The sequence below is a fragment of the Streptomyces sp. NPDC049915 genome (assembly GCF_040656475.1).
GTDB lineage: Bacteria > Actinomycetota > Actinomycetes > Streptomycetales > Streptomycetaceae > Streptomyces.
In genome coordinates, this window is sequence record NZ_JBFAMH010000004.1 from 198,816 (window position 1) to 224,344 (window position 25,529).

The 25,529-nt window shown below is 71.7% G+C and carries 22 protein-coding genes; 13 read left to right on the top strand and 9 right to left on the bottom strand.

Going from position 1 to position 25,529, the window contains the following annotated elements; translation table 11 throughout:
• Nucleotides 1–28 precede the first annotated feature (28 nt).
• Entirely contained in the window at nt 29–628 is a 600-nt protein-coding gene (locus AB0J12_RS08225) for a 5-formyltetrahydrofolate cyclo-ligase (RefSeq protein WP_363263718.1), read from the top strand.
• Between the two features lie 65 nt (nt 629–693).
• Here the strand turns inward: AB0J12_RS08225 and AB0J12_RS08230 are convergent, their stop codons facing one another.
• Nucleotides 694–3,525 (bottom strand): penicillin acylase family protein, encoded by a 2,832-nt coding sequence (locus AB0J12_RS08230; protein ID WP_363263408.1) that lies wholly within the window; start codon nt 3,523–3,525, stop codon nt 694–696.
• Between the two features lie 213 nt (nt 3,526–3,738).
• Here AB0J12_RS08230 and AB0J12_RS08235 point away from each other — a divergent pair, with 213 nt between their 5' ends.
• The 6 genes from AB0J12_RS08235 (at nt 3,739) to mscL (ending at nt 9,571) form a co-directional block, all read left to right on the top strand.
• Entirely contained in the window at nt 3,739–5,238 is a 1,500-nt protein-coding gene (locus AB0J12_RS08235; protein WP_363263719.1) for a potassium/proton antiporter, read from the top strand.
• A gap of 279 nt (nt 5,239–5,517) precedes the next feature.
• Entirely contained in the window at nt 5,518–6,810 is a 1,293-nt protein-coding gene (locus AB0J12_RS08240) for an MFS transporter (RefSeq protein WP_363263409.1), read from the top strand.
• A gap of 67 nt (nt 6,811–6,877) precedes the next feature.
• Entirely contained in the window at nt 6,878–7,192 is a 315-nt protein-coding gene (locus tag AB0J12_RS08245) for an FmdB family zinc ribbon protein (RefSeq protein ID WP_363263411.1), read from the top strand.
• An 89-nt stretch (nt 7,193–7,281) separates the two neighbouring features.
• The gene (locus tag AB0J12_RS08250) at nt 7,282–8,124 is read left to right on the top strand and encodes an S-methyl-5'-thioadenosine phosphorylase (protein WP_363263412.1); all 843 of its coding nucleotides are present in this window, start codon (nt 7,282–7,284) and stop codon (nt 8,122–8,124) included.
• Nucleotides 8,125–8,416: 292 nt separating this feature from the next.
• The gene (locus AB0J12_RS08255; protein ID WP_363263413.1) at nt 8,417–8,977 is read left to right on the top strand and encodes a hypothetical protein; all 561 of its coding nucleotides are present in this window, start codon (nt 8,417–8,419) and stop codon (nt 8,975–8,977) included.
• Between the two features lie 138 nt (nt 8,978–9,115).
• Entirely contained in the window at nt 9,116–9,571 is a 456-nt protein-coding gene (gene mscL / locus AB0J12_RS08260) for a large conductance mechanosensitive channel protein MscL (RefSeq protein WP_363263414.1), read from the top strand.
• A 119-nt stretch (nt 9,572–9,690) separates the two neighbouring features.
• Here the strand turns inward: mscL and AB0J12_RS08265 are convergent, their stop codons facing one another.
• Complete coding sequence (locus AB0J12_RS08265; protein WP_363263415.1) at nt 9,691–9,873, bottom strand: hypothetical protein; 183 nt, start codon at nt 9,871–9,873, stop codon at nt 9,691–9,693.
• Nucleotides 9,874–9,939: 66 nt separating this feature from the next.
• Here AB0J12_RS08265 and AB0J12_RS08270 point away from each other — a divergent pair, with 66 nt between their 5' ends.
• From AB0J12_RS08270 to AB0J12_RS08285, 4 genes are all read left to right on the top strand, one after another.
• Nucleotides 9,940–11,157: a low temperature requirement protein A gene (locus AB0J12_RS08270; RefSeq protein ID WP_363263417.1), complete on the top strand. Its 1,218-nt coding sequence runs from the start codon at nt 9,940–9,942 to the stop codon at nt 11,155–11,157.
• Between the two features lie 65 nt (nt 11,158–11,222).
• Nucleotides 11,223–12,260 carry a P1 family peptidase gene (locus AB0J12_RS08275; RefSeq protein ID WP_363263418.1) on the top strand — a complete coding sequence of 346 codons (1,038 nt, stop codon included), beginning with the start codon at nt 11,223–11,225 and terminating at the stop codon, nt 12,258–12,260.
• A 493-nt stretch (nt 12,261–12,753) separates the two neighbouring features.
• On the top strand, nt 12,754–13,974 hold the full coding sequence (locus AB0J12_RS08280; RefSeq protein ID WP_363263419.1) for an Ig-like domain-containing protein: 1,221 nt from the start codon (nt 12,754–12,756) through the stop codon (nt 13,972–13,974).
• Between the two features lie 177 nt (nt 13,975–14,151).
• Nucleotides 14,152–14,892, top strand: coding sequence for a DUF6227 family protein (locus tag AB0J12_RS08285; RefSeq protein ID WP_363263420.1), 741 nt, complete (start codon nt 14,152–14,154; stop codon nt 14,890–14,892).
• Nucleotides 14,893–14,944: 52 nt separating this feature from the next.
• Here AB0J12_RS08285 and AB0J12_RS08290 read toward each other — a convergent pair whose 3' ends face one another.
• The 5 genes from AB0J12_RS08290 to AB0J12_RS08310 all read right to left on the bottom strand — a co-directional run bounded on the left by AB0J12_RS08290 (nt 14,945) and on the right by AB0J12_RS08310 (nt 20,945).
• Nucleotides 14,945–15,205, bottom strand: a complete 261-nt coding sequence (locus tag AB0J12_RS08290) for a hypothetical protein (RefSeq protein ID WP_363263421.1) — start codon at nt 15,203–15,205, stop codon at nt 14,945–14,947.
• A gap of 132 nt (nt 15,206–15,337) precedes the next feature.
• A complete protein-coding gene (locus tag AB0J12_RS08295) occupies nt 15,338–17,389 on the bottom strand; it encodes a fructose-specific PTS transporter subunit EIIC (RefSeq protein WP_363263422.1) in 2,052 nt (683 codons plus the stop codon).
• A gap of 147 nt (nt 17,390–17,536) precedes the next feature.
• Complete coding sequence (gene pfkB / locus AB0J12_RS08300) at nt 17,537–18,484, bottom strand: 1-phosphofructokinase (RefSeq protein ID WP_363263423.1); 948 nt, start codon at nt 18,482–18,484, stop codon at nt 17,537–17,539.
• Nucleotides 18,481–19,242 carry a DeoR/GlpR family DNA-binding transcription regulator gene (locus tag AB0J12_RS08305; RefSeq protein WP_363263424.1) on the bottom strand — a complete coding sequence of 254 codons (762 nt, stop codon included), beginning with the start codon at nt 19,240–19,242 and terminating at the stop codon, nt 18,481–18,483. Before AB0J12_RS08305 ends, pfkB begins: the two co-directional genes overlap by 4 nt.
• Before the next feature lie 179 nt (nt 19,243–19,421).
• Nucleotides 19,422–20,945: an MFS transporter gene (locus tag AB0J12_RS08310; protein WP_363263425.1), complete on the bottom strand. Its 1,524-nt coding sequence runs from the start codon at nt 20,943–20,945 to the stop codon at nt 19,422–19,424.
• A 62-nt stretch (nt 20,946–21,007) separates the two neighbouring features.
• Here AB0J12_RS08310 and AB0J12_RS08315 point away from each other — a divergent pair, with 62 nt between their 5' ends.
• A complete protein-coding gene (locus tag AB0J12_RS08315) occupies nt 21,008–21,976 on the top strand; it encodes a WYL domain-containing protein (protein WP_363263426.1) in 969 nt (322 codons plus the stop codon).
• A 591-nt stretch (nt 21,977–22,567) separates the two neighbouring features.
• On the opposite strand, the gene AB0J12_RS08320 is transcribed toward AB0J12_RS08315, so the two are convergent.
• Nucleotides 22,568–23,563, bottom strand: a complete 996-nt coding sequence (locus AB0J12_RS08320) for a sigma-70 family RNA polymerase sigma factor (protein WP_363263427.1) — start codon at nt 23,561–23,563, stop codon at nt 22,568–22,570.
• A gap of 534 nt (nt 23,564–24,097) precedes the next feature.
• The gene (locus tag AB0J12_RS08325) at nt 24,098–24,886 is read right to left on the bottom strand and encodes a class III extradiol ring-cleavage dioxygenase (RefSeq protein ID WP_363263428.1); all 789 of its coding nucleotides are present in this window, start codon (nt 24,884–24,886) and stop codon (nt 24,098–24,100) included.
• Nucleotides 24,887–25,001: 115 nt separating this feature from the next.
• Here AB0J12_RS08325 and AB0J12_RS08330 point away from each other — a divergent pair, with 115 nt between their 5' ends.
• Nucleotides 25,002–25,529, top strand: a complete 528-nt coding sequence (locus tag AB0J12_RS08330; RefSeq protein WP_363263429.1) for a MarR family transcriptional regulator — start codon at nt 25,002–25,004, stop codon at nt 25,527–25,529.

The following is a 25,529-nucleotide window of genomic DNA, read 5'->3' on the forward strand; positions in this document are numbered from 1 at the left end:
GCGACAAGTGGGCGAAAACGGACCGGTCATGGAGCCGGACAAGCGGGTCGTTCGACGGCGTTTCCTGGCGGCACGGAACGCCCTGACCCCGGCCGATGTGACGAATGCCGCGTCCGCCCTGGCCGAACGCGCCCTGCGCCTGCCGGAGCTGGCGCACGCGCGCACGGTCGCGGCGTACGTCTCCGTGGGCACCGAACCCGGCACGCTCGCACTGCTCGACGCGCTGCACGCGCGGGGCGTGCGCGTCCTGCTGCCCGCCCTGCTAGACGACAACGACCTGGACTGGGGCGAGTACACCGGCGAGGACTCCCTCACGCGCGTGCAACACGGCGGAAAGATGACGCTGTTGGAACCCGCCGGCGAGCGGCTCGGCCCGCAGGCCGTGACCGGCGCCGACGTCGTGCTGCTGCCGGGGCTCGCGGTCGACGCGCGCGGGATGCGCCTGGGACGCGGCGGCGGATCCTACGACCGCGTGCTCGCACGCCTGGAGCGCGCGGGCGCGCGGCCGGCGCTGGTGGTGCTGCTGTACGACACGGAGGTCGTCACGCGCGTGCCCGAGGAGCCGCACGACCGGCCGGTGCACGCGGTGGTGACCCCGTCCGGGGTGCGCCGCTTTTCCGCGCCCTGATCCCCGCGGCACGCCGAAGGGCCCTCCACGCGCGCGTGGAGGGCCCTTCGGAGCTGCTCACACCGTCACGGCCGCAGGACGAGCGTGTCGCTGGTGCTCTTGCCGACCGCGTCCGACGAGAACGACCACGGCAGCAGTTCACCCTTGGCCCACTTGTCCGTCTGGTCGGTGTAGTGGGCGCTGTAGGCGTGACCGGAGGCGCCGGAGAGGTTGATCCACTTCGACTTGTCGAGGTTGTCGAGGTTGACCACCATCCGCATCGACGGCACCCAGACGACGCCGTAGCCGCCGGCGGCGTTCCAGCCGGTGGCGTTGACCGCCGCCTCGCCGCCGCTGAGCTTGTACGGGCCGCGGTTGAGGACGTACTTGAGGATGCCGGGGCCCTCGGTGCCGAGCGTCTGGTTCTTCAGGAACAGGCGGTGCAGCCGGCCCCAGCTCCAGGTGTCGATGTCCTTGCCGAGCTTGGCGGTCAGCTCCCAGCGGGCGTCGATCATGGCCCGCTTGAACAGCTCGTCGCGGTTGTGCGCCGCGGGGCGCGTGCCCGACCTCGGCGCCTTCCACCAGTCGCTGTCCGGCTTGTCCATCAGGGTGCGCACGACCTCGAACCAGCGGTCACCGCCGTCGGGCTGCGCCTGGTCGGCGTCGCGCTGACCGCACTCGCGCACCTTGTCGGTCTCGTCGACGGGGCCGGTGGTGCTGACCGGGTCGACCCACAGGCACTGGCCCTCGACCCGCAGCTCCTTGGGCAGCTTGTTGCCGAAGGCCAGCTTCAGGACGTTGCGCCACACGGAGTTGAAGTACGCGGCGGCCGCCGAGTCGGCGTCCTGGGTGTAGTCCCAGCCCTCCAGCAGCTCCTGCGCCTGGCGGACGTCCTTGTCGCCGACGTCGATCTTCAGCAGCGTCGGCACGAGCAGCTTGGCGACCTCGCTGCTGTTGTCCAGCTGCATCTGGCGCATGTCGTCGGTGGAGATCTTGCCGTCGCCCTTGATCTTGGACTCGATCAGATCGGCGATGCGCTGGCTGCGGGTGCCGTAGCCCCAGTCGGTGGTCAGCGTGTAGGGGTACTTGTCCGCGTCGACCACGGCCTGGTTGGCGGTGACGACGTAGCCGCGCTCCGGGTTGTACTCGTAGGGCAGCTTGTCGAAGTCGATGTACCCGGTCCAGCGGTACTTCGGGTCCCAGCCCGGCGCCGGGAGCGAGCCGTCGCCCTTGCCGCGCGTGGGGATCTTGCCCGGGAGCTGGTAGCCGATGTCGCCCTTGGCACCCTTGCTGTCGGCGTAGATCAGGTTCTGCGACGGCACGTCGAACAGCTTCGCCGCGGCGCGGAACTCCTTCCAGCCCGTCGCCCTGTCCATCGCGAACACGGCGTCCATGGAGGTGCCGGGCTGCAGGGCGGTCCAGTTCAGCGCCATGGCGTAACCGTCGCCGCGGTCGGGCGCCGCGGTGTCGACGGTGGCCTTCTTGCCGACCTTGACCAGTTCGGCGTCGCGGTCGGACAGCAGGGGCATGCCGTCCTGCGTCTGCCGCACGACGATCTTCTTGGTCTCGCCGCCGGCGACCTTGATGGTCTCCTCGCGCGTGACGAACGGCCTGACCTTGCCGCCGTACAGGTAGCCGTCGCCGGTGACCTTCTCCAGGTACAGGTCGGTGACGTCGACGCCGGAGTTGGTCATGCCCCAGGCGATGTCCTTGTTGTGGCCGATGACCACGCCCGGCATGCCCGCGAAGGTGTAGCCGGTGACGTCGTACTGGCAGGCGCTGGAGACGCTGCGGCAGTGCAGGCCCATCTGGTACCAGACGGACGGCAGCGAGGCCGACAGGTGCGGGTCGTTGGCGAGCAGCGGCTTGCCGGTGATGGTGTGGTCGCCGCCCACGACCCAGGAGTTGGAGCCGATGCCGTTGCCGTTGACGCCGACGGCCGTGGGGACGTCGTCCAGGACCTTGTACAGACCCGCGAGCTGGCTCTGCAGGCCGGCGCCGGACGAGGTGCCGGTTCCCGTGCCCGTGCCGGTGCCGGTGCCCGTGCCCGTGCCGTTCAGCGAGGTACCGGAGCCGCTCGTGCCGCTGCCGGAGCCGCTGGAGCCGGAGCCGCTCGTGCCGCTGCCGCTGCCCTGCTCGAAGGAGTGGGTCAGCTCGTCGTACCCGCCCTCCTGCACGATCGCCTTGTTGCGGTCGTAGGGGTACTGCGGGTAAAGGTCGGCGATCTGCTGGGGGCCCAGGCGGCTGGTCATCAGGGCGCGGTCGATCTCGTCCTGCATGTTGCCGCGCAGGTCCCAGGCCATCGCCTTCAGCCAGGCGACGGAGTCGACCGGCGTCCACTGCGCGGGCTTGTAGTCGTTGCTGAAGCCCAGCGCCGCGTACTCCAGGGAGATGTCCTCGCCGTCCTTGCCCGCCAGGTAGGCGTTGACGCCCTTGGCGTACGCCTGGAGGTACTTCTTCGTCGAGGCGGACAGCTTGGTGTCGTACTCCTGCTGGGCGACGCGGTCCCAGCCCAGGGTGCGCAGGAACGCGTCGTTGTCGACCTGGGTCTTGCCGAACATCTCCGACAGGCGGCCGGAGGTCATGTGCCGGCGCACGTCCATCTCGTAGAAGCGGTCCTGCGCCTGGACGAAGCCCTGCGCCATGAACAGGTCCGCGTCGGAGGAGGCGTAGATCTGCGGGATGCCGTAGCCGTCGCGCTTGACGTCGACGGGGCCCGACAGGCCCTGCAGGGTGATCGATCCCTTGGTCTGCGGGAACGACGCCCGGACGGTGCTGACGGACCAGTAACCGCCCCAGCCGATGCCGCCGATGACCGCCAGCACCAGAAGGAGGACGATAAGACGGGCTTTGCGCCCCTTCTTCCTGCCGGACTTGCCGGGCTTGTGACCCGTTGTGGCGGTGGTGTTGGGGGGCATCGCTGTCCTTGCTGTCCTAACGCGAGCGGCAGGTTCGGCTGTGCTTTTAACTGAGCGCTGGAGCAACCATAGGCGCAGGGCCCGGTGGCACTTGACGCGGAGCCCGCAACCAGCCGGGGCAGGCGATCGATCTTGCCTCGCCGAGCGTCAAGAAATCGTCAAGAGTTAGGTAAGGTAACGAAGTAATCGGAAGATCGCAGGAAGGAACGGCCACTGACTGTTCACCACCTCAACCAGCTCCTGCTCATCTGCTCGCTCGTCCTGCTCGTCGCCGTGGCAGCAGTCCGGATCTCCTCGCGCAGCGGACTGCCCAGCCTGCTCGTCTACCTGGGCATCGGCATCCTCATGGGCCAGGACGGCGTCGGGCACATCCACTTCAACAGCGCCGCGATGACCCAGGTCATCGGGTACGCCGCCCTGGTCGTGATCCTCGCCGAGGGCGGACTCGGCACGAAGTGGAAGGAGATCAAACCGGTCCTGCCGGCCGCCTCGGTGCTGGCGCTGGCCGGGGTCGCGGTGAGCGTGGGTGTGACGGCCGCGGGCGCGCACTACCTCGTCGGCCTGCAGTGGCGGCAGGCGCTGATCATCGGTGCGGTGGTGTCCTCGACGGACGCGGCGGCGGTCTTCTCCGTGCTGCGCAGGATCCCGCTGCCCGCGCGCGTGGCGGGCATGCTGGAGGCGGAGTCCGGATTCAACGACGCCCCCGTCGTCATCCTGGTCGTCGCCTTCTCCACGGCCGGTCCGGTCGAGCACTGGTACGTCCTGCTGGGCGAGATAGCCCTTGAACTGGCCATCGGCGCGGCCGTCGGGCTGGCGGTCGGCTGGTTCGGCTCCTGGGGCCTGAGGCACGTCGCCCTGCCCGCCTCCGGCCTGTACCCGATCGCCGTGATGGCCATCGCGGTCGCCGCCTACGCGGCCGGCGCCCTGGCCCACGGCAGCGGCTTCCTCGCCGTCTACCTCGCCTCGATGCTGCTGGGCAACGCCAAGCTGCCGCACTGGCCCGCCACCCGCGGCTTCGCCGAAGGGCTCGGCTGGATCGCGCAGATCGGCATGTTCGTCCTGCTCGGCCTGCTGGTCACACCGCACGAGCTGGGCGACGACGTGTGGCCCGCACTCGTCATCGGGCTGGTGCTGACCATGCTGGCGCGCCCCCTGAGCATCGTGCTGTGCCTCACACCCTTCCGGGTGCCCTGGCGGGAGCAGACGCTGATGTCGTGGGCCGGGCTGCGCGGCGCCGTGCCCATCATCCTGGCGACCATCCCGATGGTGAACGGCGTCGTGGGCAGCCGCCGGGTCTTCAACATCGTCTTCGTCCTGGTCGTCGTCTACACCCTCATCCAGGGCCCGACCCTGCCCTGGCTGGCCCGTCTGCTGCGGCTGGGCGACGACACCGAGGCCGCCGACCTCGGCATCGAGTCCGCGCCCCTGGAGCGGCTGCGCGGCCACCTGCTGTCCGTGGACATCCCCGACGGCTCCAGGATGCACGGCGTCGAGGTCAACGAGCTGCGCCTGCCGCCGGGCGCGGCGGTCACCCTGGTGGTGCGCGAGGGCACCTCCTTCGTGCCGCTGCCCACGACCGTGCTGCGGCGCGGCGACGAACTGCTCGTCGTCACCACCGACCCGGTACGCGACGCGGCCGAGCGCCGGCTGCGCGCGGTGGCCCAGGGCGGCAAGCTGGCCGACTGGCTGGGCTCCGGCGGTGAGGAGCGGTGACGGTGACGCGGGCGGTTTCCGCCGCCCCGGCCAAACACAGGTGAACCAGCTGATGGTGCTCGTTTTCACAGGGCCGTCGTGCGGAAGCCCTGTACGATAAAGGCGCACCCCTGATCGAACCAACTCTGCCTGACGCAGAGCTGGCGCGACCGTATGGCGGCCGAGCAGCCCCCCACCGTGGGCCCCGGCATCTACCGCAGTCCGCGCAAGAGGACAGCTCTCGGCGCACGGTGCCCTTACAAGGGCGCCGCGCTACCAGGCGGCAGAAAGGCACGGGCCGTGGCGTCCACGGTCACCTCGGAGAAGAAGAAGGCGGCTACTGCCGCCCGCCCGGGCTACGGGCAGCTGCTGCGCACCCGCGGCGCCTGGACCTTCCTGCTCCCCGGCTTCGCGGCGCGCCAGCCGTTCGCGATGCTGACCCTCTCCATCGTGCTGCTCGTGCAGCACACCACCGGCTCCTACGGTGCGGCCGGCGCCGCGGCGGCCGTCACCGGCGTGTCGATGGCCCTGTTCGCGCCCTACAGCGGCCGCCTCGCCGACCGCCACGGCCAGCGTGCCGTCCTGCTGCCCGGCGTGATCGTGCACACCCTGTCCGGTCTCACCTTCACCGCGCTCGCCCTCGCGCACGCCCCCCTGTGGGCGCTGTTCGTGGCGGCCGTGCCGACCGGTGCCTCGGTGCCGCAGGTCGGGCCCATGGTGCGGGCCCGCTGGGGCGTGAAGCTCAAGGGCTCCCCCCTGATGAGCACCGCCGCCGCCTTCGAGTCCGTCACCGACGAGCTGACCTTCGTGGTCGGCCCGCTGCTGGCGACCGCCCTGTGTACCGCGGTGGCCCCCGCCGCCGGTCTGATGACCGAGGCAGCGCTGACCCTGGTCGGCGGTCTGCTGTTCGCCGCGCAGAAGAGCACCCAGCCCCAGGTCCACACCGGCGGCGAGCACACGCGCGTGCGGCACGCCTCCGCCCTGCGCGTGCCCGGCGTGCGCGTGCTGATCGTGACGTTCCTGGGCATCGGCTCCGTCTTCGGCGGCATGCAGGTGTCGCTGGCCGCGTTCACCGAGTCGATCGGCGAGCCCGGTCTGAACGGCGTGCTCTACGGCGTCTTCGCCGCCGGAAACATGATCTCCGGCGTCGTCTGCGGCGCCATCGCCTGGAAGGTCGCCCCGCATCGGCGCCTGGTCGTCGGCTACGCCGCCCTCGCGCTGACCGCGTCCGCGCTGTGGACCGCCCACTCGGTGCTCCTGCTCGCCGGGCTCGGTCTGCTGGTCGGCATGTGCATCGCGCCCGCCCTGATCACCGGCTACACCCTCGTCGAGGGGCTCGCCCCGGCCGGGGCGCGCACCGAGGCGTTCACCTGGCTGACCGGCGCGGTCGCCCTCGGCCAGGCCGCGGCCGTCACGGTCGCCGGGCAGCTGGAGGACCGCTTCTGGGGCGGCGCCGGGTTCCTGGTACCGATGGGCGGCACGGTGCTGGCCCTGGTGACCCTGCTGGCGCTGCGCTCCCGGCTGGTGGCACACCCCCGGGGCCGTACCGTCGCGCGTGGCGTGGGTCACCGCGTGCCGGTGACAGTGGACTGACGCCAGGGAATACGTCACTATGGTTCGTCGTTAGCACTCATCGAGTGAGAGTGCCAGGAGGAAGACAGTGCCCACCTACCAGTACCAGTGCACCGAGTGCGGCGAGGGCCTCGAGGCGGTGCAGAAGTTCACCGACGACGCCCTGACCGAGTGCCCCAACTGCCAGGGCCGCCTCAAGAAGGTGTTCTCGGCGGTCGGCATCGTCTTCAAGGGCTCCGGCTTCTACCGCAACGACAGCCGCGGCTCCTCGTCGAGCAGCTCGCCGGCGTCGTCGAAGTCGTCGTCCTCGTCTTCCACGACGTCCTCCTCGTCGTCCTCTTCGGACGCGGGTTCCTCGTCGGGCTCCAGCGGCTCTTCGAGCAGCAGCACCACCGCCGCCTGAGGCCCACTTCTCCACGGACTCCTCGCAGGACCCTGCCATCGCCCGACGGCAGGGTCCTCGGCATATGCGCCGCCGGTTAGGGTGCGGGCATGGCGAACAAGGCGAACGCAGAGATCGGCGTGATCGGCGGCTCCGGTTTCTACTCGTTCCTGGACGACGTGACAGAGGTCCAGGTCGACACCCCCTACGGTCCGCCCAGCGACTCCCTCTTCCTCGGTGAGATCGCCGGCCGCCGGGTCGCGTTCCTGCCCCGGCACGGGCGCGGCCACCACCTGCCGCCGCATCGCATCAACTACCGCGCCAACCTGTGGGCGCTGCGCTCGGCCGGTGTGCGCCAGGTCCTCGCACCGTGCGCGGTGGGCGGCCTGCGTCCCGAGTACGGGCCGGGCACGCTGCTGGTGCCGGACCAGCTCGTGGACCGTACGAAGTCCCGGGCGAGCTCCTACTTCGACGGGCTGCCGCTGCCCGACGGCACCGTCCCGAACGTCGTGCACGTGTCCCTGGCCGATCCGTACTGCCCCGTCGGGCGCGCGGTCGCGCTGAAGGCGGCACGGGGGCGCGACTGGGAGCCGGTGGACGGCGGAACGCTCGTCGTCATCGAGGGGCCGCGCTTTTCGACGCGTGCCGAATCGTTGTGGCACCAGGCGCAGGGCTGGTCGGTGGTCGGCATGACCGGTCATCCGGAGGCGGCGCTCGCCCGTGAGCTGGAGCTCTGCTACGCCTCCCTCACCCTGGTCACCGACCTGGACGCCGGCGCCGAGACCGGCGAGGGCGTCTCCCACGACGAGGTGCTGCGGGTGTTCGCGGCGAACGTGGACCGGATGCGGGGAGTGCTCTTCGACGCGGTGGCGGCGCTGCCCGCGAACGAGGAGCGGGACTGCCTGTGCACGTCGGCGCTCGGGGGGATGGATCCGGGGTTCACGCTGCCGTGACGGGGGTTGGCGGGTGCCCGGGGGCGCGCTGCCGTGGCGGGGATTCGCTAACGCCGGGTTCGCGCTGCCGAGGCGAGGGTCGCGGACGCCTGGCTCGTGCTGCCGAGGCGGGGGTCGCGGACGCCGAGTTCGCGCTGCCGTGGCGGGGGTCGCTAAGGCCGGAACGTCCCGTACGGGTGACGGGGTTTTCCACAACGCGTGGGTGGTCCACGGGCGTCTGCGGGCTACGGCGCGAGGGCTCATCGTGGGTGTGCAAGCCGTAGCCCTCGCCGCAGGTGGTGGTCCTGTGTCCATGTCCCTCTCCGTCCCGGTGTCCTTCCCCGCCCCCGTCGCCTCTGCTCCCTCGCCGTCCGGTCCGCGTCCGCCCGGCGACGACGTGCCGCCGACGTGCGAGGTGCCGCACTTCGCACCGGTGCGGGTACGCGGGGTGCGCCACCTGGCGCACCGGCTCGCCCGGCACCGCCGGCGGGCCGTCGCCGCCGGCCTGGCCGTCACCGCGGCCGCGCTGATGGCGGCGGGGCCACGGCAGACCGCCGGGCCCGACCGGGTCCGCGGGCATCCGCCGCATCGCGGGGGCGGGGAGACGGTGGCGGCGCCGGTGCGGATCGCCGACGCCGGCACGGTGCGCCTGCTGCGGCCGGGCGACCGGGTGGACGTCATCGCCGCCGAGGACGGCACGGGCGGCGGGGATGCGCGGGTCGTGGCCCGCGGTGCCCGCGTGGCCCGGCTGCCCGAGGTCACGGACGACGTCACGGGCGGCGGCACCCTCGTCGTGCTGTCGGTGCCGCGGGCCACGGCGGCGCGGCTCGTCGGGGCGAGCGCGACGGCACGGCTCGCGGTGACGGTGGGGTGAGCCGGGTGATGCGGCGGCTGTGCGAACGTTTGTCGAATAGCACGATCGTGTTACCGGATTGGACATGCCTCCCGGGGCCTGCCGTAGGTTGCGGAGCGATTTACTCCACATGCCGTACGGACGAGGAAAGGCCTCGAGGTGAGCGAGAAGAAGGCGCCGAGTGTCTGGGAGGGCTTCAAGGCCTTCCTGATGCGGGGGAATGTCGTCGATCTGGCAGTAGCGGTGGTCATCGGCGCCGCCTTCACCAACATCGTGAACTCGGTGGTGAAGGGCGTGATCAACCCGGTGGTCGGGGCGATCGGCACGCAGAGCCTGGACAACTACAGCTCCTGCCTGACGGCGAGCTGCACGAAGGACGAGGGCATCCGCATCATGTGGGGCTCGGTCCTCGGCGCGACGCTGAACTTCGTGATCACCGCCGGGGTGGTCTACTTCCTGATGGTCCTGCCGATGTCGAAGTACCTGGCCCGCCAGGCGGACCGCAAGGCGGCCCGCGAGGGCACGAAGGAGATCGTCGAGGTCAGCGAGCTGGAGGTGCTGAAGGAGATCCGCGACACGCTGGTCGCCCAGCGGACCGCCGGCCGCGGCGAGTAGGAGCGGCGGGGGCGGCGAGCAGGACCGGCCGAGCCGGTCGCCGGGTCGGCCTTCTGGAGGGCGGGGCTCTCCTGCCGGGCGGGCGCGGACGGCCGGGGCCGCCCGCGCTGCCCCGGGCGTCAGATGTGGTGGGGCGGCTTTTCGTCCAGGAAGCGCTTGAGGTCGGCCGCGCTGTCACCGGTCGTCGCCGGACGCTCGCCCCACCCCCTGTCGGTGTCGTCCGAGGACTGCAGTTCGAGCGGGTCGTCGAAGACCAGCGCGACCTTCGGGTCGCGCGGCTCGGGGGCGGAAGCAGTGCTCATACCTCCAGGTTACGCCGCGGCATCGGCCCGAAGTTTTTCGGCGGGTTATCTGCTGTGCTGGGACACATGACGCCGAGTTCCAGCCAGTCCCCCGCGCCCTCCGACGCGCCCACCCGACACCGGCCCCTGCGCAGGCTCACCGCCCGCGGCCGCGACGAGGCCCATCGCGTCGCCTCGCCGCTGGAGCTGCTCTTCGACCTGTGCTTCGTCGTGGCGATCGCCCAGGCCGGCGTCCAGTTGGTGCACTTCCTCGTCGAGGGACACGCGGGCCAGGGCATCCTCAACTACGCGATGGTCTTCTTCGCCATCTGGTGGGCGTGGATGAACTTCTCCTGGTTCGCCTCCGCCTACGACAACGACGACGTGCTGTACCGGGTCGTCACCCTCGTACAGATCGCCGGTGTCCTGGTGCTCGCGGCGGGGGTGTCGCGGGCCTTCGACGACCACGACTTCGTCGTCGTCTGGCTCGGCTACGTGATCATGCGGCTGGCCCTGGTCGCGCAGTGGCTGCGCGCCGCGAGATCGGCCGAGGGCGAGGAGCGGACCGCGGCGGTGCGGTACGCCTGCGGGGTGCTGCTCTGCCAGGTCGGATGGGTGGGGCTGATCGTGCTGCCGGAGCCCGCGCGGCCCTGGCTGTTCCTGGTGATGGTGCTCGCCGAGCTGTCGGTGCCGTTGATCGCGGAGAGGTCCTTCACCACGGCCTGGCATCCGCACCACATCGCCGAGCGCTACGGCCTGTTCACGATCATCGTGCTCGGCGAGACGATCGCCGCGGCCACGGTCGCGGTCAAGTCAGCCGTGGACGAGCACGACGCCCTCGGCGAGCTGCTGCCGATCGCGGCCGGCGGGCTGCTGATCGTGTTCGCCGCCTGGTGGATCTACTTCGTGGTGCCGATCCACGGACATCTGCGCTCCAGCCGTCAGGCGTTCGTGTGGGGCTACGGGCACTATCTGATCTTCGCCTCCGCGGCGGCGATCGGCGCGGGGCTGGAGGTGGCCGTGGAGCAGGCGGTCGGTTCCGCGCACATCTCCGCGACGGCCGCCTCGGCGGCGGTGACCCTGCCGACGGCGCTGTATCTGCTCACCGTGTGGGCGCTGCACGCCCGCCACTTCAAGGTGGGCATCGCGCAGCAGCTGGTCCTGCCGGTCACCGCGTTGCTCGTGATCAGCTGCACGTTTCTGGGCGAGTGGGCGGTGCTCGTGGCGGGCCTCGTCTTGGGGCTGGCGGTGGCGGTGGGGGTGACGCTGACGGCACGGGCGCGCTCCGCGCACGGGGCCGGGTGACACGGGGCCCGCACACGGGGCCGGCACACGGGGCCGGGTCTCGGGGCCGGGTCACACTGGGGCGTATGACAGTTGACGCTCTGACGGATGTCAGCGGGGTGCGGGTCGGGCACGCCACGCGCCGTGGTGACGGGTGGCTGACCGGGACGACCGTCGTGCTCGCTCCCGAGGGAGGTGCCGTGGCCGCGGTGGACGTGCGCGGCGGCGGGCCGGGGACGAAGGAGACCGACGCGCTCGATCCGCGCAACCTCGTGCAGAAGGTCGAGGCCGTGGTGCTCACCGGGGGCAGCGCGTACGGGCTCGACGCGGCGTCCGGGGTGATGGCGTGGCTGGAGGAGCGGGGCCGGGGGGTTCGGGTGGGGCCGGATCCGACGCATGTCGTGCCCGTGGTGCCGGCGGCGTGCGTCTTCGACCTCGGACGCGGTGGTGACTTCCGGGCACGGCCGGACGCGGCGATGGGCCGGGCCGCGGTCGAGGCCGCGGCAGGCAGTGCGGTCGGGGCGGCTGTCGAGGAAGGGTGCGTGGGGGCCGGGACGGGGGCGGCCGTGGGGTTGCTGAAGGGCGGGGTCGGCACGGCGAGCGTGGTGCTCGACTCCGGGGTGACGGTGGGAGCGTTGGTCGTGGCGAACGCGGCGGGGGCGGTGGTGGATCCGGGGACGGGGGTGCTGTACGGGGAGATGTACGCGGAGTTGTTCGGGGGGCGGCGGGTGGCGTATCCGCCGGCGGGGGTGGTCGAGGCGGCGCGGGCGCGGCTGGGGCAGCTGGCGGCAGCGCGGGTGGCTCCGCCGATGAACACGACGTTGGCCGTGGTCGCCACGGATGCGGAGCTGTCGAAGCCGCAGGCGCAGAAGTTGGCGGGGACGGCGCATGACGGGATCGCGCGGGCTGTGCGGCCGGTGCATCTGCTGAACGACGGGGACAGTGTGTTTGCGTTGGCCACGGGGGTGCGGGAGTTGTCTTCGGGGGGTGGGGATCCGCTCGCGCTGAACGCGCTGCTCGCGGCCGGGGCGGATGTGGTGACGCGGGCGATTGTGCGGGCGGTGCGGGCGGCTGAGTCGGTGGGTGGGTGGCCGTCGTACGGGGAGCTGTTTGGAGAGGCTTGAGTGCCGTCTGCGGGTTGCGTTGTGGCTGGTCGCGCAGTTCCCCGCGCCCCTTATATGCCTGCGGCGGCCCGTTCCCGTCCGGTGGCCGGTTGCGGTAGCGCCTTCGGTTCGTTGTGAGTCGGGGCCGGGGCGGGGGGTGTCCGTCCTCGGTCCGGCCGCCCGTTTCCGACGACGGCGCCCTTGCCCGGTGCCGGCCGCTGCGGGCGGACACCCCCCACCCCGTCCCCTCCCCGCCGTCGGCGACTGCGGCAACGCCGTGGCGCGCGCGGCCACGGGCCGCCGTCCGGCGTAGCTGCGGTCAGCCGCGACGCCGGGCCCTCAGCCCACCCCCGCTCAGCCGCAGCCACGTTCGCCGGAAGCCGCCGGGTGCGGAGCCCAACCCCCCAGCCGCCGGCAGGGAATTGCCGCAGTTCTGTCACGTGGGAACCGGAGCAGTCGTTTGATCGCTCTTTCTTCACGCCTTGGAGTGATCGATGAAAACTGGGAGCAGCCTGTGACAACGCCGGACACAGCAGCGCGGCGCGTACTGGGGGCCTGTGCCGCCCTGATGGTCGGCGCCCTGACCCTCACGGCGTGCGGCGGGAACGCCAGCGCCACCAACGACGACAAGAACGGCGGGGGCGGCGACACCAAGACCTCCGTCGCGAAGATCGCCATCTCGGCCAAGGACGGCTCGACCGGCGCCTCGATCAACAGCACCGGAGTGAAGGTCAGCGACGGCAAGCTGACGGAAGTGAAGATGACGGTGGCCGGCACCGGGCAGGCCGTGGCCGGTGAGATATCCGCCGACGGCAGCACCTGGAAGCCCAAGGAGCAGCTGGAGCGCGGCACGAAGTACCAGATCTCCGCGACGGCGAAGGACTCCGGCGGCCGTACGGCGGCCGCGAACGCCATCTTCACCACCGTCTCGTCGTCGAACAGCTTCATCGGGACGTACACGCCCGACAACGGCACCACCGTCGGTGTCGGGATGCCCGTGTCGTTCACCTTCGACAAGGCGATCAGCGACAAGAAGGCCGTGCAGTCGCACATCACGGTCACGTCCAGCAGCGGCCAGCAGGTGGTCGGGCACTGGTTCGGCGCGCAGCGGCTCGACTTCCGGCCCCAGGACTACTGGAAGGCCGGGTCCAAGGTCACGATGAAGATCGACCTGGACGGCGTGAAGGGCGCCAACGGTGTCTTCGGGGTGCAGAAGAAGGTCGTCACGTTCACCGTGGGGCGGTCGCAGGTCTCCACCGTGGATGTGAACACGCAGACCATGACCGTGGTGCGGGACGGGCAGACCGTGAAGACGATCCCGATCTCGTCGGGCAGCCCCGAGCACACCACGTACAACGGCGCGATGGTGATCTCGGAGAAGTTCACGCAGACCCGTATGAACAGCCAGACGGTCGGGCTGGGCGGCGAGTACGACATCCCGGACGTGCCGCACGCGATGCGGCTGACCCAGTCGGGGACGTTCATCCACGGCAACTACTGGTACAACAAGGGCAATCCGCCCTTCGGCAGCCAGGGAACCAGCCATGGCTGCGTCGGGCTGGCCGATGAGCGGGGCGCGCAGGGGGACACTCCGGCGAAGTGGTTCTACGACAACTCGCTGACCGGTGACGTGGTGGTCGTCAAGAACTCGCCGGACAAGACCGTCTCCCCCGACAACGGGCTCAACGGCTGGAACATGGGCTGGAGCGAGTGGGTCGCCGGGAGTGCCGTCTGACGCGGCAATAGCCCCGTGATGGACGGGCGTTGGCTTCTCGTCGGGCCGTGTGGGAACTCCCCGCACGGCCCGCGCGTTTTCCGGGCATACGTTTTCTCGGTTCCCGGACACGATGTCCGACCGAGGGGCTACGGTATGCACCCACTGGGTGACATGCAGCAAGCGCCGGGAGAAACCTTGAGCGTTCCGTACGAGACCGCAGCGTACGAACCACCCGCGTCGCCGGATGAGCATCTGGCGCGGATTCTCGGCCGCGCCCTGAACTCCTTCGAGCTGCCCGACGACGTGATAGGGCGGCTGGACTGCGCGCTGGCCTACGACGGCTCGCTGCACTCCGCGCACCACAGCGCGGGGCTGCACCGGGAGACGTACCGGCACACCTGGCTCCTCGCGGACGGCCAGGCGCTCACCCTGTGGGAGCTGGTGCACAACACCGCCCCGGGCAGCGACCCGCAGCACGAGGTGTACGTCGACGAGGAGGAACTGCGCGCGGCCACGGCGCTGCTGCCGCTGCCGCCGGAGGGGACGGAGTTCGAGCTGCCCCTGCCGGCTCACCCGGCCCCCGTGCCCCGGCCGCGGCAGGTGTACATCACCGACGACTCGGCCGACCACGCGCGCCGGCTGCTGCGCCGCGCGGAGAACGCCGACCGCCCGGGCGGGGAGACCGCGGCCCTGCTGGCCACGGCGCAGGGGCACCGGATCACGCAGGCGTTCGGCCGTCCGTGCCGGGCGGGCCGTATCGGACTGTCCTTCTCGCTCTACGAGCACGCCTTCCTGCTGCGCGACGGCCGGGAGGTGGCCCTGTGGGAGGTGGAGCACACGGCGACCCCGGACGGGCAGCACATGTGCGAGGTGTACGCGAGCGAGGAGGCGGCCCGGGAGGCGATGGAGCGGCGCGCCGAGCGGGTCTCCCGGTAGGGGGCGCCAGAGCGGCTTCCGGGGCGCTTCGGCGGCTACCGCGGGGATGCCGTCAGTGGCCGTCGCCGAGGCGGCGTACCAGGCTGGCGAAGGCGTCCCGTTCCGCCGGGGTCAGTTCGACGGCCTCCAGGCGGGGGCCCGTCTCGCGCGGGCCCGGGAGGGCGGACAGGGCGGCGTCCGGGCCGAACTGCCGGACGATCGCCTCGTTGCGGAAGCGGCGCAGCATGCGGGTGATGCCGATCAGCCAGGCGATGCCGGCCAGGGCGAGGACGGCCATCCCTGCCGCCTGGAGGATCGAGGAAGGCTCGGGCATGCGTTCCAGTAGACACCACGGTCCGGGACTTTGGCCCCGGACCGTGACGAATCTCGCATGGTACGTCCTATCCTGACAGGCGCCGTGAACAAGTCACAGCGCCTGAAAGGGACATGCGGGCGTTCTGTTCCCTTACGCCGCCACCGGCTGCTTGGCGCCCGGGGCCGCCGTGCTCCCGCTCGTTCCCGGCTCCGAGGTGCCGGGGGCCGCCTTGCGCAGGCCCTTGAGGACGATGACCAGGGCGGTGCTGACGCAGACGCCCGCGCCGATGGCAACCAGGTACAGCAGCGGGTTGCCGATCAGCGGGACGACGAAGATGCCGCCGTGCGGGGCGCGCAGGGTCGCGTCGAACGCCATCGACAGGGAGCCGGTGATCGCGCCGCCGACCATCGCGGAGGGGATGACCCGCAGCGGGTCGGCCGCCGCGAACGGGATGGCGCCCTCGGAGATGAAGGAGATGCCGAGGACCCAGGCGGCCTTGCCGTTCTCCCGCTCGGTGTGCGTGAAGAGCTTGCCGCGCACGGTCGTGGCCAGGGCCATCGCCAGCGGCGGGACCATACCGGCGGCCATCACCGCTGCCATGATCTTCATCGCGGAGTCGCTGGGGCTCGCGACGGCGATACCGGCGGTGGCGAAGGTGTAGGCGACCTTGTTGACCGGACCGCCGAGGTCGAAGCACATCATCAGGCCGAGCAGCGCGCCCAGGAGGACGGCGTTGGTGCCGGTGAGGCCGTTCAGCCAGTCCGTCAGGCCCTTCTGCGCCGAGGCGATGGGTTTGCCGATCACCACGAACATCAGGAACCCGACGATCGCCGAGGAGATCAGCGGGATCACCACCACCGGCATGACGCCGCGCAGGGCCGCCGGGATCTTCACCTTCTGGATGGCTATCACCACGCCACCGGCGATCAGACCAGCGGCCAGACCGCCGAGGAAGCCCGCGTTGATGGTGAGGGAGATCGAGCCGCCGACGAAGCCGGGCACCAGGCCGGGCCGGTCGGCCATGCCGTAGGCGATGTAGCCGGCGAGGACCGGGACGAGGAAGGCGAAGGCCACGCCGCCGATCTGGAACAGCAGGGCGCCCCAGCTGTCGGCCTGGGTCCAGATGAAGTGATCCATCACCGACGGCGCCTTGTTGATCTTGTAGCCGCCGATCGCGAAGCCGAGCGCGATGAGCAGACCGCCCGCGGCGACGAACGGGACCATGTAGCTGACGCCGGACATCAGCCACTTGCGGAGCTTGGTGCCGTAGCCCTCCGTCGAGTCGCCGGTGCGCTCGACCGGAGTGCCGCCGGCCGCGGGGGCGCCGGCGCTCACCTCGCCGCGGGCCGCTTTCTCGCGGACCTCGGTGATCAGTTCGGCCGGGCGGTTGATACCGGCCTTCACGCCGACGTCGACGGTGGGCTTGCCCGCGAAGCGGTCCTTGTCGCGCACCGGCACGTCGTGGGCGAAGATCACACCGTCCGCGTCCGCGATCACCGCCGGGTCGAGCCGGGTGAAGCCGGCCGAGCCCTGGGTCTCGACGGTGAGTTCGACACCTGCCTCCCGGCCCGCGTTCTCCAGCGACTCGGCGGCCATGTAGGTGTGAGCGATACCGGTCGGGCAGGAGGTCACGGCGACGATCCTGAACGGGCGCTCGCCGGCGTCCTGGGCGCTGGTGTCCGTGGCGGCGCCGGCGGAGGCCGCCACCGGCGCCGCCACGGAGTCCTGGGAGGCGTGTTCGGCCTCGACGTCCGCCGGGGTGAGGTCCCCGCGGATCAGCGCCGCCGCCGTGCCCGCACCGCTCACGGAGCGCAGCGCGCCCGTGAACTCGGCGTTCATCAGCTGCCGGGCCAGCGACGACAGGATCGTGAGATGGGCGTCGTCGGCACCGGCCGGCGCGGCGATCAGGAAGATCAGGTCGGCGGGGCCGTCCGCGGCACCGAAGTCGATTCCGGCGGCGCTGCGCCCGAAGGCCAGCGTCGGCTCGGTGACATGGGCGCTGCGGCAGTGCGGGATGCCGATGCCGCCGTCGAGGCCGGTCGGCATCTGCGCCTCGCGCGCGGCCACGTCGGCGAGGAAGCCGTCCAGGTCGGTCACCCGGCCCAGCGCCACCATGCGCTCGGCGAGGGCGCGGGCCGCCGCTTCCTTGGTCGTGACGGACAGGTCGAGGTCGACCAGTTCCGCGGTGATCATGTCGCTCATCGCGGGCTCCTTAGCTCGCGTATCGCCCGGTCGGTGGAGTGGGCGGGAGGGGGACGGGGGTGGGGAGGGAGGAGACGGGGGCGGGGGCGGCCGGTGGCACGGGCAGTAAGCGGGAGCCGCGCCGCGCGGGAGCGGTCACGTGGCGGGTCATGGCACCGGCTCCTTCAGCGGACGGTCCACCGGCACCCGGTCCGTGACCGTCACGGCCGCGGGGTCGAGGTCGGCCGGGGTCGGCATGACACTGCCGGGCAGAGTTACGGCGGCGGCGCCGTGGGCGACGGCGGAGGCGAGGGCGCCGGGGCCGTCGCCGCCGGCGATGAGGAAGCCGGCCAGGGAGGAGTCACCGGCGCCCACATTGCTGCGTACGGCGTCCACGCGGGCGCTGCCGAACCAGGCGCCCGAGCCGTCCACCAGCAGCTGGCCGTCGGCGCCCAGGCTCGCGAGCACCGCGCCCGCGCCCATCTCGCGCAATTCCTCGGCCGCCTTGAGCGCGTCGCCCACCGTGGCGAGGGGGCGTCCGACGGCCTCCGCGAGCTCCTCGGCGTTGGGCTTCACCACGTCGGGCCGGGCCCGCAGCGCCTCCAGCAGGGCGCGCCCCGAGGTGTCCAGCGCGATCCGCGCGCCCCCGGCGTGCGCCCGGGCGACGACATCGGCGTACCAGGAGGGGGCGAGTCCCCGGGGCAGGCTGCCGCAGCAGGCGATCCAGTCGGCGCCGCGGGAGGCCTCGCGCACCGTCTCCAGCAGCAGTTCCTGCTCGGCGGCCGTCAGGTTCGGGCCGGGCGCGTTGATCTTCGTCAGGACGCCGTCCGCCTCGGCGAGCGCGATGTTGGAGCGGGTGGCCCCGGCGACCGGGACCGGCGCGACCTCGATGCCCTGAGCGTCGAGCAGCTCGGCGACGACCGCGCCCGGCGCACCGCCCAGGGGCAGGACGGCGACCGTGCGCTGCCCGGCGGCCGCGATGGCGCGGGAGACGTTCACGCCCTTGCCGCCGGGGTCCGTGCGCTCGGTCTCGGCGCGGATGACATCGCCGCGCCGGAGCGCCTGGACCTCGTAGGTGCGGTCGAGGGACGGGTTGGGGGTGACGGTGAGGATCATGCGCGTACTACTTCCGTGCCGCCGCGCTCGATGCCGGCGGCGTCTTCGGGGCTCAGCCCGCTGTCGGTGATCAGCAGGTCCGCGTCGCTCAGGTCGCCGAAGCGGGCGAAGTGCTCCTGGCCGTGCTTGGAGGAGTCGGCGAGCAGGACCACCCGGCGGGCGGCGGCGACGGCCGCGCGCTTGACGGCCGCCTCGGCGAGGTCCGGGGTGGTCAGGCCGTGCTCGGCGGAGAAGCCGTTGGCGGCCACGAACAGCACGTCCGCGCGGATCTCGCCGTACGCCCGCAGCGCCCAGGCGTCCACGGCGGCACGCGTACGGTGCCGTACCCGCCCTCCGACGAGATGGAGCTGGATGCCCGGGTGGTCGGCGAGGCGGGCCGCGATGGGCAGCGAGTGCGTGACGACGGTGAGCGAGGACTCCAGCGGCAGCGCGGCGGCCAGGCGGGCGACCGTGGTGCCGGCGTCGAGGATCACCGTGCCCTCGGTGGGCAGTTCGGCGAGGGCGGCCTTGGCGACGCGGTCCTTCTCGTCGGCGGCGGTGGTCTCGCGCTCGGTGAGGTCGGGCTCGAAGTCGAGGCGCCCGACGGGGATGGCCCCGCCGTGCACACGGCGCACCAGCCCGGCCCGGTCCAGGGCCTTCAGGTCACGGCGGATGGTCTCCGCCGTCACCTGGAACTCCTCGGCGAGCGACACCACGTCCACCCGGCCGCCGTCCCGGGCGAGCCGGAGGATCTCCTGCTGTCGCTCCGGTGCGTACATGTCCGTTCGCCTCCGCCTCATACCCGAACGTGTGGTTTCACTGGGAGACTACGCCCGGATTTCTGGAAAGTAAACAGGTTCGGGCACAACCAGAAGTAAACGGGCATGACCAGGCATGAGAGAAGGGACCCGGCGCGTCATCAGCGCCGAGCCCCTCGCCCACGACCGGCAGGTGAGCGTCAGGACACCAGCTCCCGCTCCTCCTCCGGCGTCTTGAGCTCCTCCGCCGGAGCGCCCTCCACGTGCTGCGCCGGACGCTTCGGCAGCGCGGACATCAGCAGGAAGATCACGGCCATCACCGCGGCCACCCAGCCCAGCGCGTGCTGGAAGGCGTGCACGAAGGCCGGGCCGGCCTCGGCCGGGGTGAGCCGGTCGCCGATCTCGCCGAAGAAGACCACCGAGACCAGGCCGAGGCCCAGCGCGTTGCCCATCTGCTGCACGGTGTTGATCAGCCCCGACGCCGAACCGGCGTGCTCGCGCGGCACCTCGGACAGCACCGCGTCGGTCAGCGGCGCGACGATCAGGCCCATGCCGAGGCCCATCACCACCAGCGGCAGCGCCATCTGCCAGGGCGCGATGGACAGGCCGTAGTGCCCGGCCTCCGCGAGGTACAGCAGCACGCCCAGGGCCATCACCAGCGCGCCCGCCTGGAGCACCCGGCGCCCGAACCGCGGAACCAGCTTCTGCACGCTCATTCCCGCCGCCAGGGACACGGCGATCGAGAACGGCACACCGGTCAGGCCGGCCTTGAGCGGGCTCCAGCCCAGCCCCATCTGCATGTACAGCGTCCACACCAGGAAGAAGACGCCGAGCGCGATCCCGAACACCGTCTGCACGGCGATGCCGGACGCGAAGCTCTTCACCCGGAACAGCGACAGCTCCACCAGCGGCGAGCCGTCCCGCGCCGCCTTGCGCCGCTCGTAGGCGACCAGCACCCCGAAGACGACGAGCGCGCCGGCCATCGAGCCGTACCCCCACAGCGGCCAGCCCAGCTCACGGCCGCGGGTGAGCGGGTAGAGCAGCATCAGCAGCCCCAGCGTGACCAGGGTGACGCCGACCAGGTCGAGCTTGAGGGCGCGCGGGGCGCGCGACTCGGTGATGAAACGGCGGCCGAGGAACCAGGCGGCGACGCCGACCGGCAGGTTGATCAGGAAGATGGGCCGCCACTCGAGGCCGAAGAGGTTCCACTCCGTCAGCAGCGCGCCCAGCAGCGGGCCGGACACGGCGCCGAGGCCGATGATCGCGCCGAACAGGCCGAAGACCTTGCCGCGTTCGTGCGCCGGGAACGTGGCGTGCACGATCGACAGCACCTGCGGCACCATCAGCGCCGCCATGCCGCCCTGGAGCACACGGGAGGCGACGAGCATCTCCGGGTTCACGGCGAAACCGCACAGGGCGGAGGCCAGCGTGAAGCCGCCGATGCCGATGAGGAAGACCCGCTTGCGGCCGTGGATGTCACCGAGCCGGCCGCCGGTGATCAGCCCGGCGGCGAAGGCGAGCGCGTAGCCGGCGGTGATCCACTGGATCTGGCTGAACGAGGCGCCGGCGTCCCGCTGGATGGACGGGATCGCGATGTTCACGATCGTCACGTCGACGAGGTCCATGAAGGCCGCCGTCATCACGATCGCCAGGGCGAACCAGCGGCGGCGGTCCCCGGCGGCGGGGGGTGCGCTGCGGTGCGTTTCGGTCTCGGTGGAGGTCATGCACCGAAGGTAGGACGGCAGTAGGTCAGATCGTGTCCTACTTCTGCGGCATTCTCGACTGCATGACGACCGATACTCCGGCCCGGCTCCTGCAGCTCCTCTCCCTCCTCCAGACGCCCCGCGAATGGCCCGGCGGGGAGCTCGCCGAGCGGCTCGGCGTCTCCCGCCGCACGGTCCGCCGGGACGTCGACCGGCTGCGCGAACTCGGCTATCCGGTGCAGGCGAGCATGGGCGCCGACGGCGGCTACCGGCTCGTCGCGGGCAAGGCCCTGCCCCCGCTCGTCCTCGACGACGAGGAGGCGGTGGCCATCGCGGTGGGGCTGCGGGCCGGTGCCGGGCACGCGGTCGAGGGTCTGGAGGAGGCGTCCGTGCGGGCGCTGGCCAAGTTGGAGCAGGTGCTGCCGTCGCGGCTGCGCCACCGGGTGACCACACTGCAGGCCGCGACCACACCGCTGACCAGCGGAGACGGGCCGAGCATCGCGCCGGAGACGCTGACTGTGATGGCGTCCACGGTGGCCGGGCGGGAGCGGCTGCGGTTCGCCTACCGGGCCGCCGACGGCACCCGGTCACGGCGCCTGACCGAGCCGTACCGGCTGGTGTCGACGGGACGGCGGTGGTACCTCGTCGCCTACGACCTCGAGCGTGAGGACTGGCGGACCTTCCGCGTGGACCGGGTGAGCGAGCCGTTCGCGACGGGCGCGCGGTTCGTGCCGCGGGAACTGCCGGAGGGCAGTGCGGCGGAGTACCTGCGGCGCTCGATGCAGCGCGGGCAGGAGTCCTACGACTATGTCGTCGCGTTCGCCGAGCCGGTGGACGCGGTCGCGGCGCGGGTGCCGGGGTGGCTCGGGGCGCCGGAACCGGACGAGGGCGGCGGATGCGTGCTGCGCGGGCGGGGCAGCGGCCCGGTGGAGTGGCTGGCGGCCCGCCTGGCGACGCTGGGCTTCGACTTCACGGTGCGGGAGCCGGCGGAACTGGTGGAAGGCGTACGGGAGATGGGCGAACGGCTGAGCCGGGCGGCTCGGGCGCGGTGACTCCCGGGAGGACGTGACGGCCGTGATGACGTGACGGCCGCGAGGACCTGACGAGGGTGAAGATGTGACGGCCCGTGGTCGGACGGTGATCGACCGTATGACAGAATCTCCCGTCCGGGCGGGTCACCCCGTGGTTCAGGTACGGGGTGGCCCGTTCTTTCACGGCTCTCGTCGCGCACCGCGCGGCTGTCCCGGAGCGCAAAAGGAGCCGGACTCCGGCACCCGGGGGGGGGGGAGGGCGCCGAAGCCCGGCTCGGGGGACGTCCCGGCGCCGGGGGGGGGGATTGCGCCGGGACGTGGTTCGGTTGGCTCGTGGCTCGGTTGGCTGGTGGGCCGGCCGCTGAAACGGTTCTCCGGGGCGGGAGTTCCGGGCTCCGCATGCGGACACCTGCGTCCGCTGGATCCGAACTCCCTTGCCCTGAGGGGTTGTTCCCCCGGCCCCGTGGGTTGAAGCGGCGGAACAGCGCCATGTTTGCGCGGTGTTTCGCCACCCGGCGCACGCGCCCGCGCACACCGGCCGACGGAATCACGCCCACGCGGGCACGCCGCATCAGGCCGCCGTGCCGGACGCCGGACGCCTGGACGCCCGCGTCAGGCCGCCGCGTCGAAGCCCGTGTCGCGGGCGAGCTTCTTCAGCTCCAGCAGGGCGTGCTTCTCGATCTGGCGGATGCGCTCGCGCGTCAGGCCGTGCTCCTTGCCGACCTCCGTCAGCGTGCGCTCGCGGCCGTCCTCGATGCCGTACCGCATCTTGATGATGGACGCCGTGCGCTGGTCGAGACGGCCGATCAGGTCGTCCAGCTCCTCGCTGCGCAGCAGCGTCAGCACCGACTGCTCGGGGCTCACCGCGGAGGTGTCCTCCAGCAGGTCGCCGAACTGGGTCTCGCCCTCGTCGTCCACCGCCATGTTCAGCGAGACGGGGTCGCGGGCCCAGTCCAGTACGTCGATGACGCGCTCCGGCGTGGTGGCGAGCTCGGCGGCGATCTCCGTGGGCTCCGGGTCGCGCCCGTGCTCACGGTTGAATTCGCGCTGCACGCGGCGGATGCGGCCCAGCTCCTCCACGAGGTGGACGGGCAGCCGGATCGTGCGCGACTGGTCCGCTATCGAGCGGGTGATCGCCTGGCGGATCCACCACGTGGCGTACGTCGAGAACTTGAAGCCCTTGCGGTAGTCGAACTTCTCGACCGCGCGGACCAGGCCGGCGTTGCCCTCCTGGACCAGGTCAAGCAGGGGCAGACCACTGCGGGGGTAGCGACGGGCCACGGCGACGACCAGCCGGAGGTTGGAGCGGATGAAGACGTCCTTGGCCCGCTCTCCCTGGGCGACCAGGGCCTCCAGTTCCTCACGGCTCGCGTCCAGCGGCGACTCCTCGTACCCGTCGAGGATCTGCCGCGCGAAGACACCCGCCTCGATCTGCTGGGACAGCTCGACCTCCTTGGCGGCGTCGAGCAGCGGTGTCCGCGCGATCTCGTCGAGGTACATGCCGACCAGATCGCGGTCGGCGATGTCGCCGGTGGCGCGAACACTGCTTGCCGCGTCGGCCGTCTCGCCGGTGGCGGACTTACGACGGGCGACGGCACGGGTTGCCATGCGTGCTCCCTTGCGATGGTGGGTCAGCGGGTGGTCCGTCGGACACTCGGCACGGCGGGAGGCGCCGCCGAGGTCTTCCGGACCCTCCTCCGGACTCCTCGGACTCTCCTCGGGTGCCCTGCATCCGATGGAAACAACGACTGGAATCCGGACAGAATTCCCAACCCGACCCCCGATTTTTCTGATCATGCAGTACCCTGTCGGACCGCACGCCGCTGTGCGGTCCGACCGGCGGCGAAGGACGCAGGTCAGCGCGGGCTTGAAGGCCGTCCCGGCGCTCCTCCCCGGCCGCTCCGCTCCCGGCGCGGGTGAGACGCCCATCACACGCGGAGCGATCACCCTCACCTCCCTCGGGGAGCGTCCGCCTCGACCGCTCCCCCACCCCGGAAGACGACCGACACCCGCCGAAGGTTGCCAGGGGCGCTGACTCACAGGGTTTTCAGCGGCGGGCCATATCCGGCCTTTATGTCGGGTCCGAGCCGGCGCGAGCCGGTCAGCGCCGGGTCCAGCCGGGACCGAGCCGGTGCGAGCCGGTCAGCCGAACTGGACCGAGCGCTTGGCCAGGCCGAGCCAGAAGCCGTCGATCACCGACTTCTGGCTGCCGAGTTCACCGGCGGCGTCGGCCGCGCCCATGGTCACGAACAGCGGGGCGAAGTGCTCCGTGCGCGGATGGGCCAGGTGGCCGGCCGGGGAGCGGTGCAGGAAGTCCAGCAGGGCGTCGACGTCGCCGCCCTCCAGGGCCCGCCGTCCCCAGTCGTCGAACTCCGCCGACCAGGCCGGAGTGGAGCCGGCGTGCCGCAGCGCGGCCAGGTTGTGGGTGAAGAACCCGGAGCCGACGATCAGCACGCCCTCGTCGCGCAGCGGCGCGAGCCGGCGGCCGATCTCCATCAGGCGCACCGGGTCCAGGGTCGGCATGGAGACCTGCAGGACGGGGATGTCGGCGCCGGGGTACATCTCGACGAGCGGCACGTACGCGCCGTGGTCCAGACCTCGGTCGGGGATGTCCTGCACCGGCATGCCGGGGGCGCGCAGCAGCTTGCGCACGCTCTCGGCCAGCTCCGGGGCGCCCGGCGCGTCGTAGCGGACGCGGTAGTAGTGCTCGGGGAAGCCCCAGAAGTCGTAGACGAGCGGCACGGTCGTGGTGGCGCCGAGGGCGAGCGGGGCCTCCTCCCAGTGCGCGGAGACCATCAGGATCGCCTTCGGCCGCGGCAGCCCGGCGGACCAGGCGGCCAGTTCGCCGGGCCAGACGGGGTCGTCCGCGAGCGGCGGGGCGCCGTGGCTGAGGTACAGGGCGGGCATGCGCTCCTGGGTGGCGGCGGACATCGGCGGCACTTCCCCTCACTTACGGGATCATTCGCTTTAACTCTCAAGCTTTCCTTTTTCCGAGGGTACGCCCGACTTGTTTAAGATTCAAGAACAAGCGCCGTACAGTGGAGGCATGACCACGGCACCCGCATCCTCCGCCTCCTCCCCCGCCGCGGAACCGCCCCGCTGGCTCACCACGGAGGAACAGCGCGTCTGGCGCGCCTACCTGCACGCCACCACCCTGCTCGAGGACCACCTCGACCGGCAGTTGCAGCGCGACGCGGGCATGCCGCACATCTATTACGGCCTGCTCGTGGGCCTGGCCGAGGCCCCGCGCCGCCGGCTGCGGATGACCGAGCTGGCGATGCAGGCGAAGATCACCCGCTCCCGGCTCTCGCACGCCATCGCACGGCTGGAGAAGAACGGCTGGGTACGCCGCGAGGAGTGCCCCTCCGACAAGCGCGGCCAGTTCGCCGTCCTCACGGACGACGGCCTGAAGGTGCTCGAGCGCACCGCGCCCGGCCATGTCGCCGCCGTACGCCAGGCGCTGTTCGAGCGGCTCAGCCCGGCACAGCAGAGGGCCCTCGGCGAGATCATGGAGATCGTCGCCGAGGGCCTCCAGCCCAACGAAGCGGGTGCGGACCTGCCCTGGCTCCGCTAA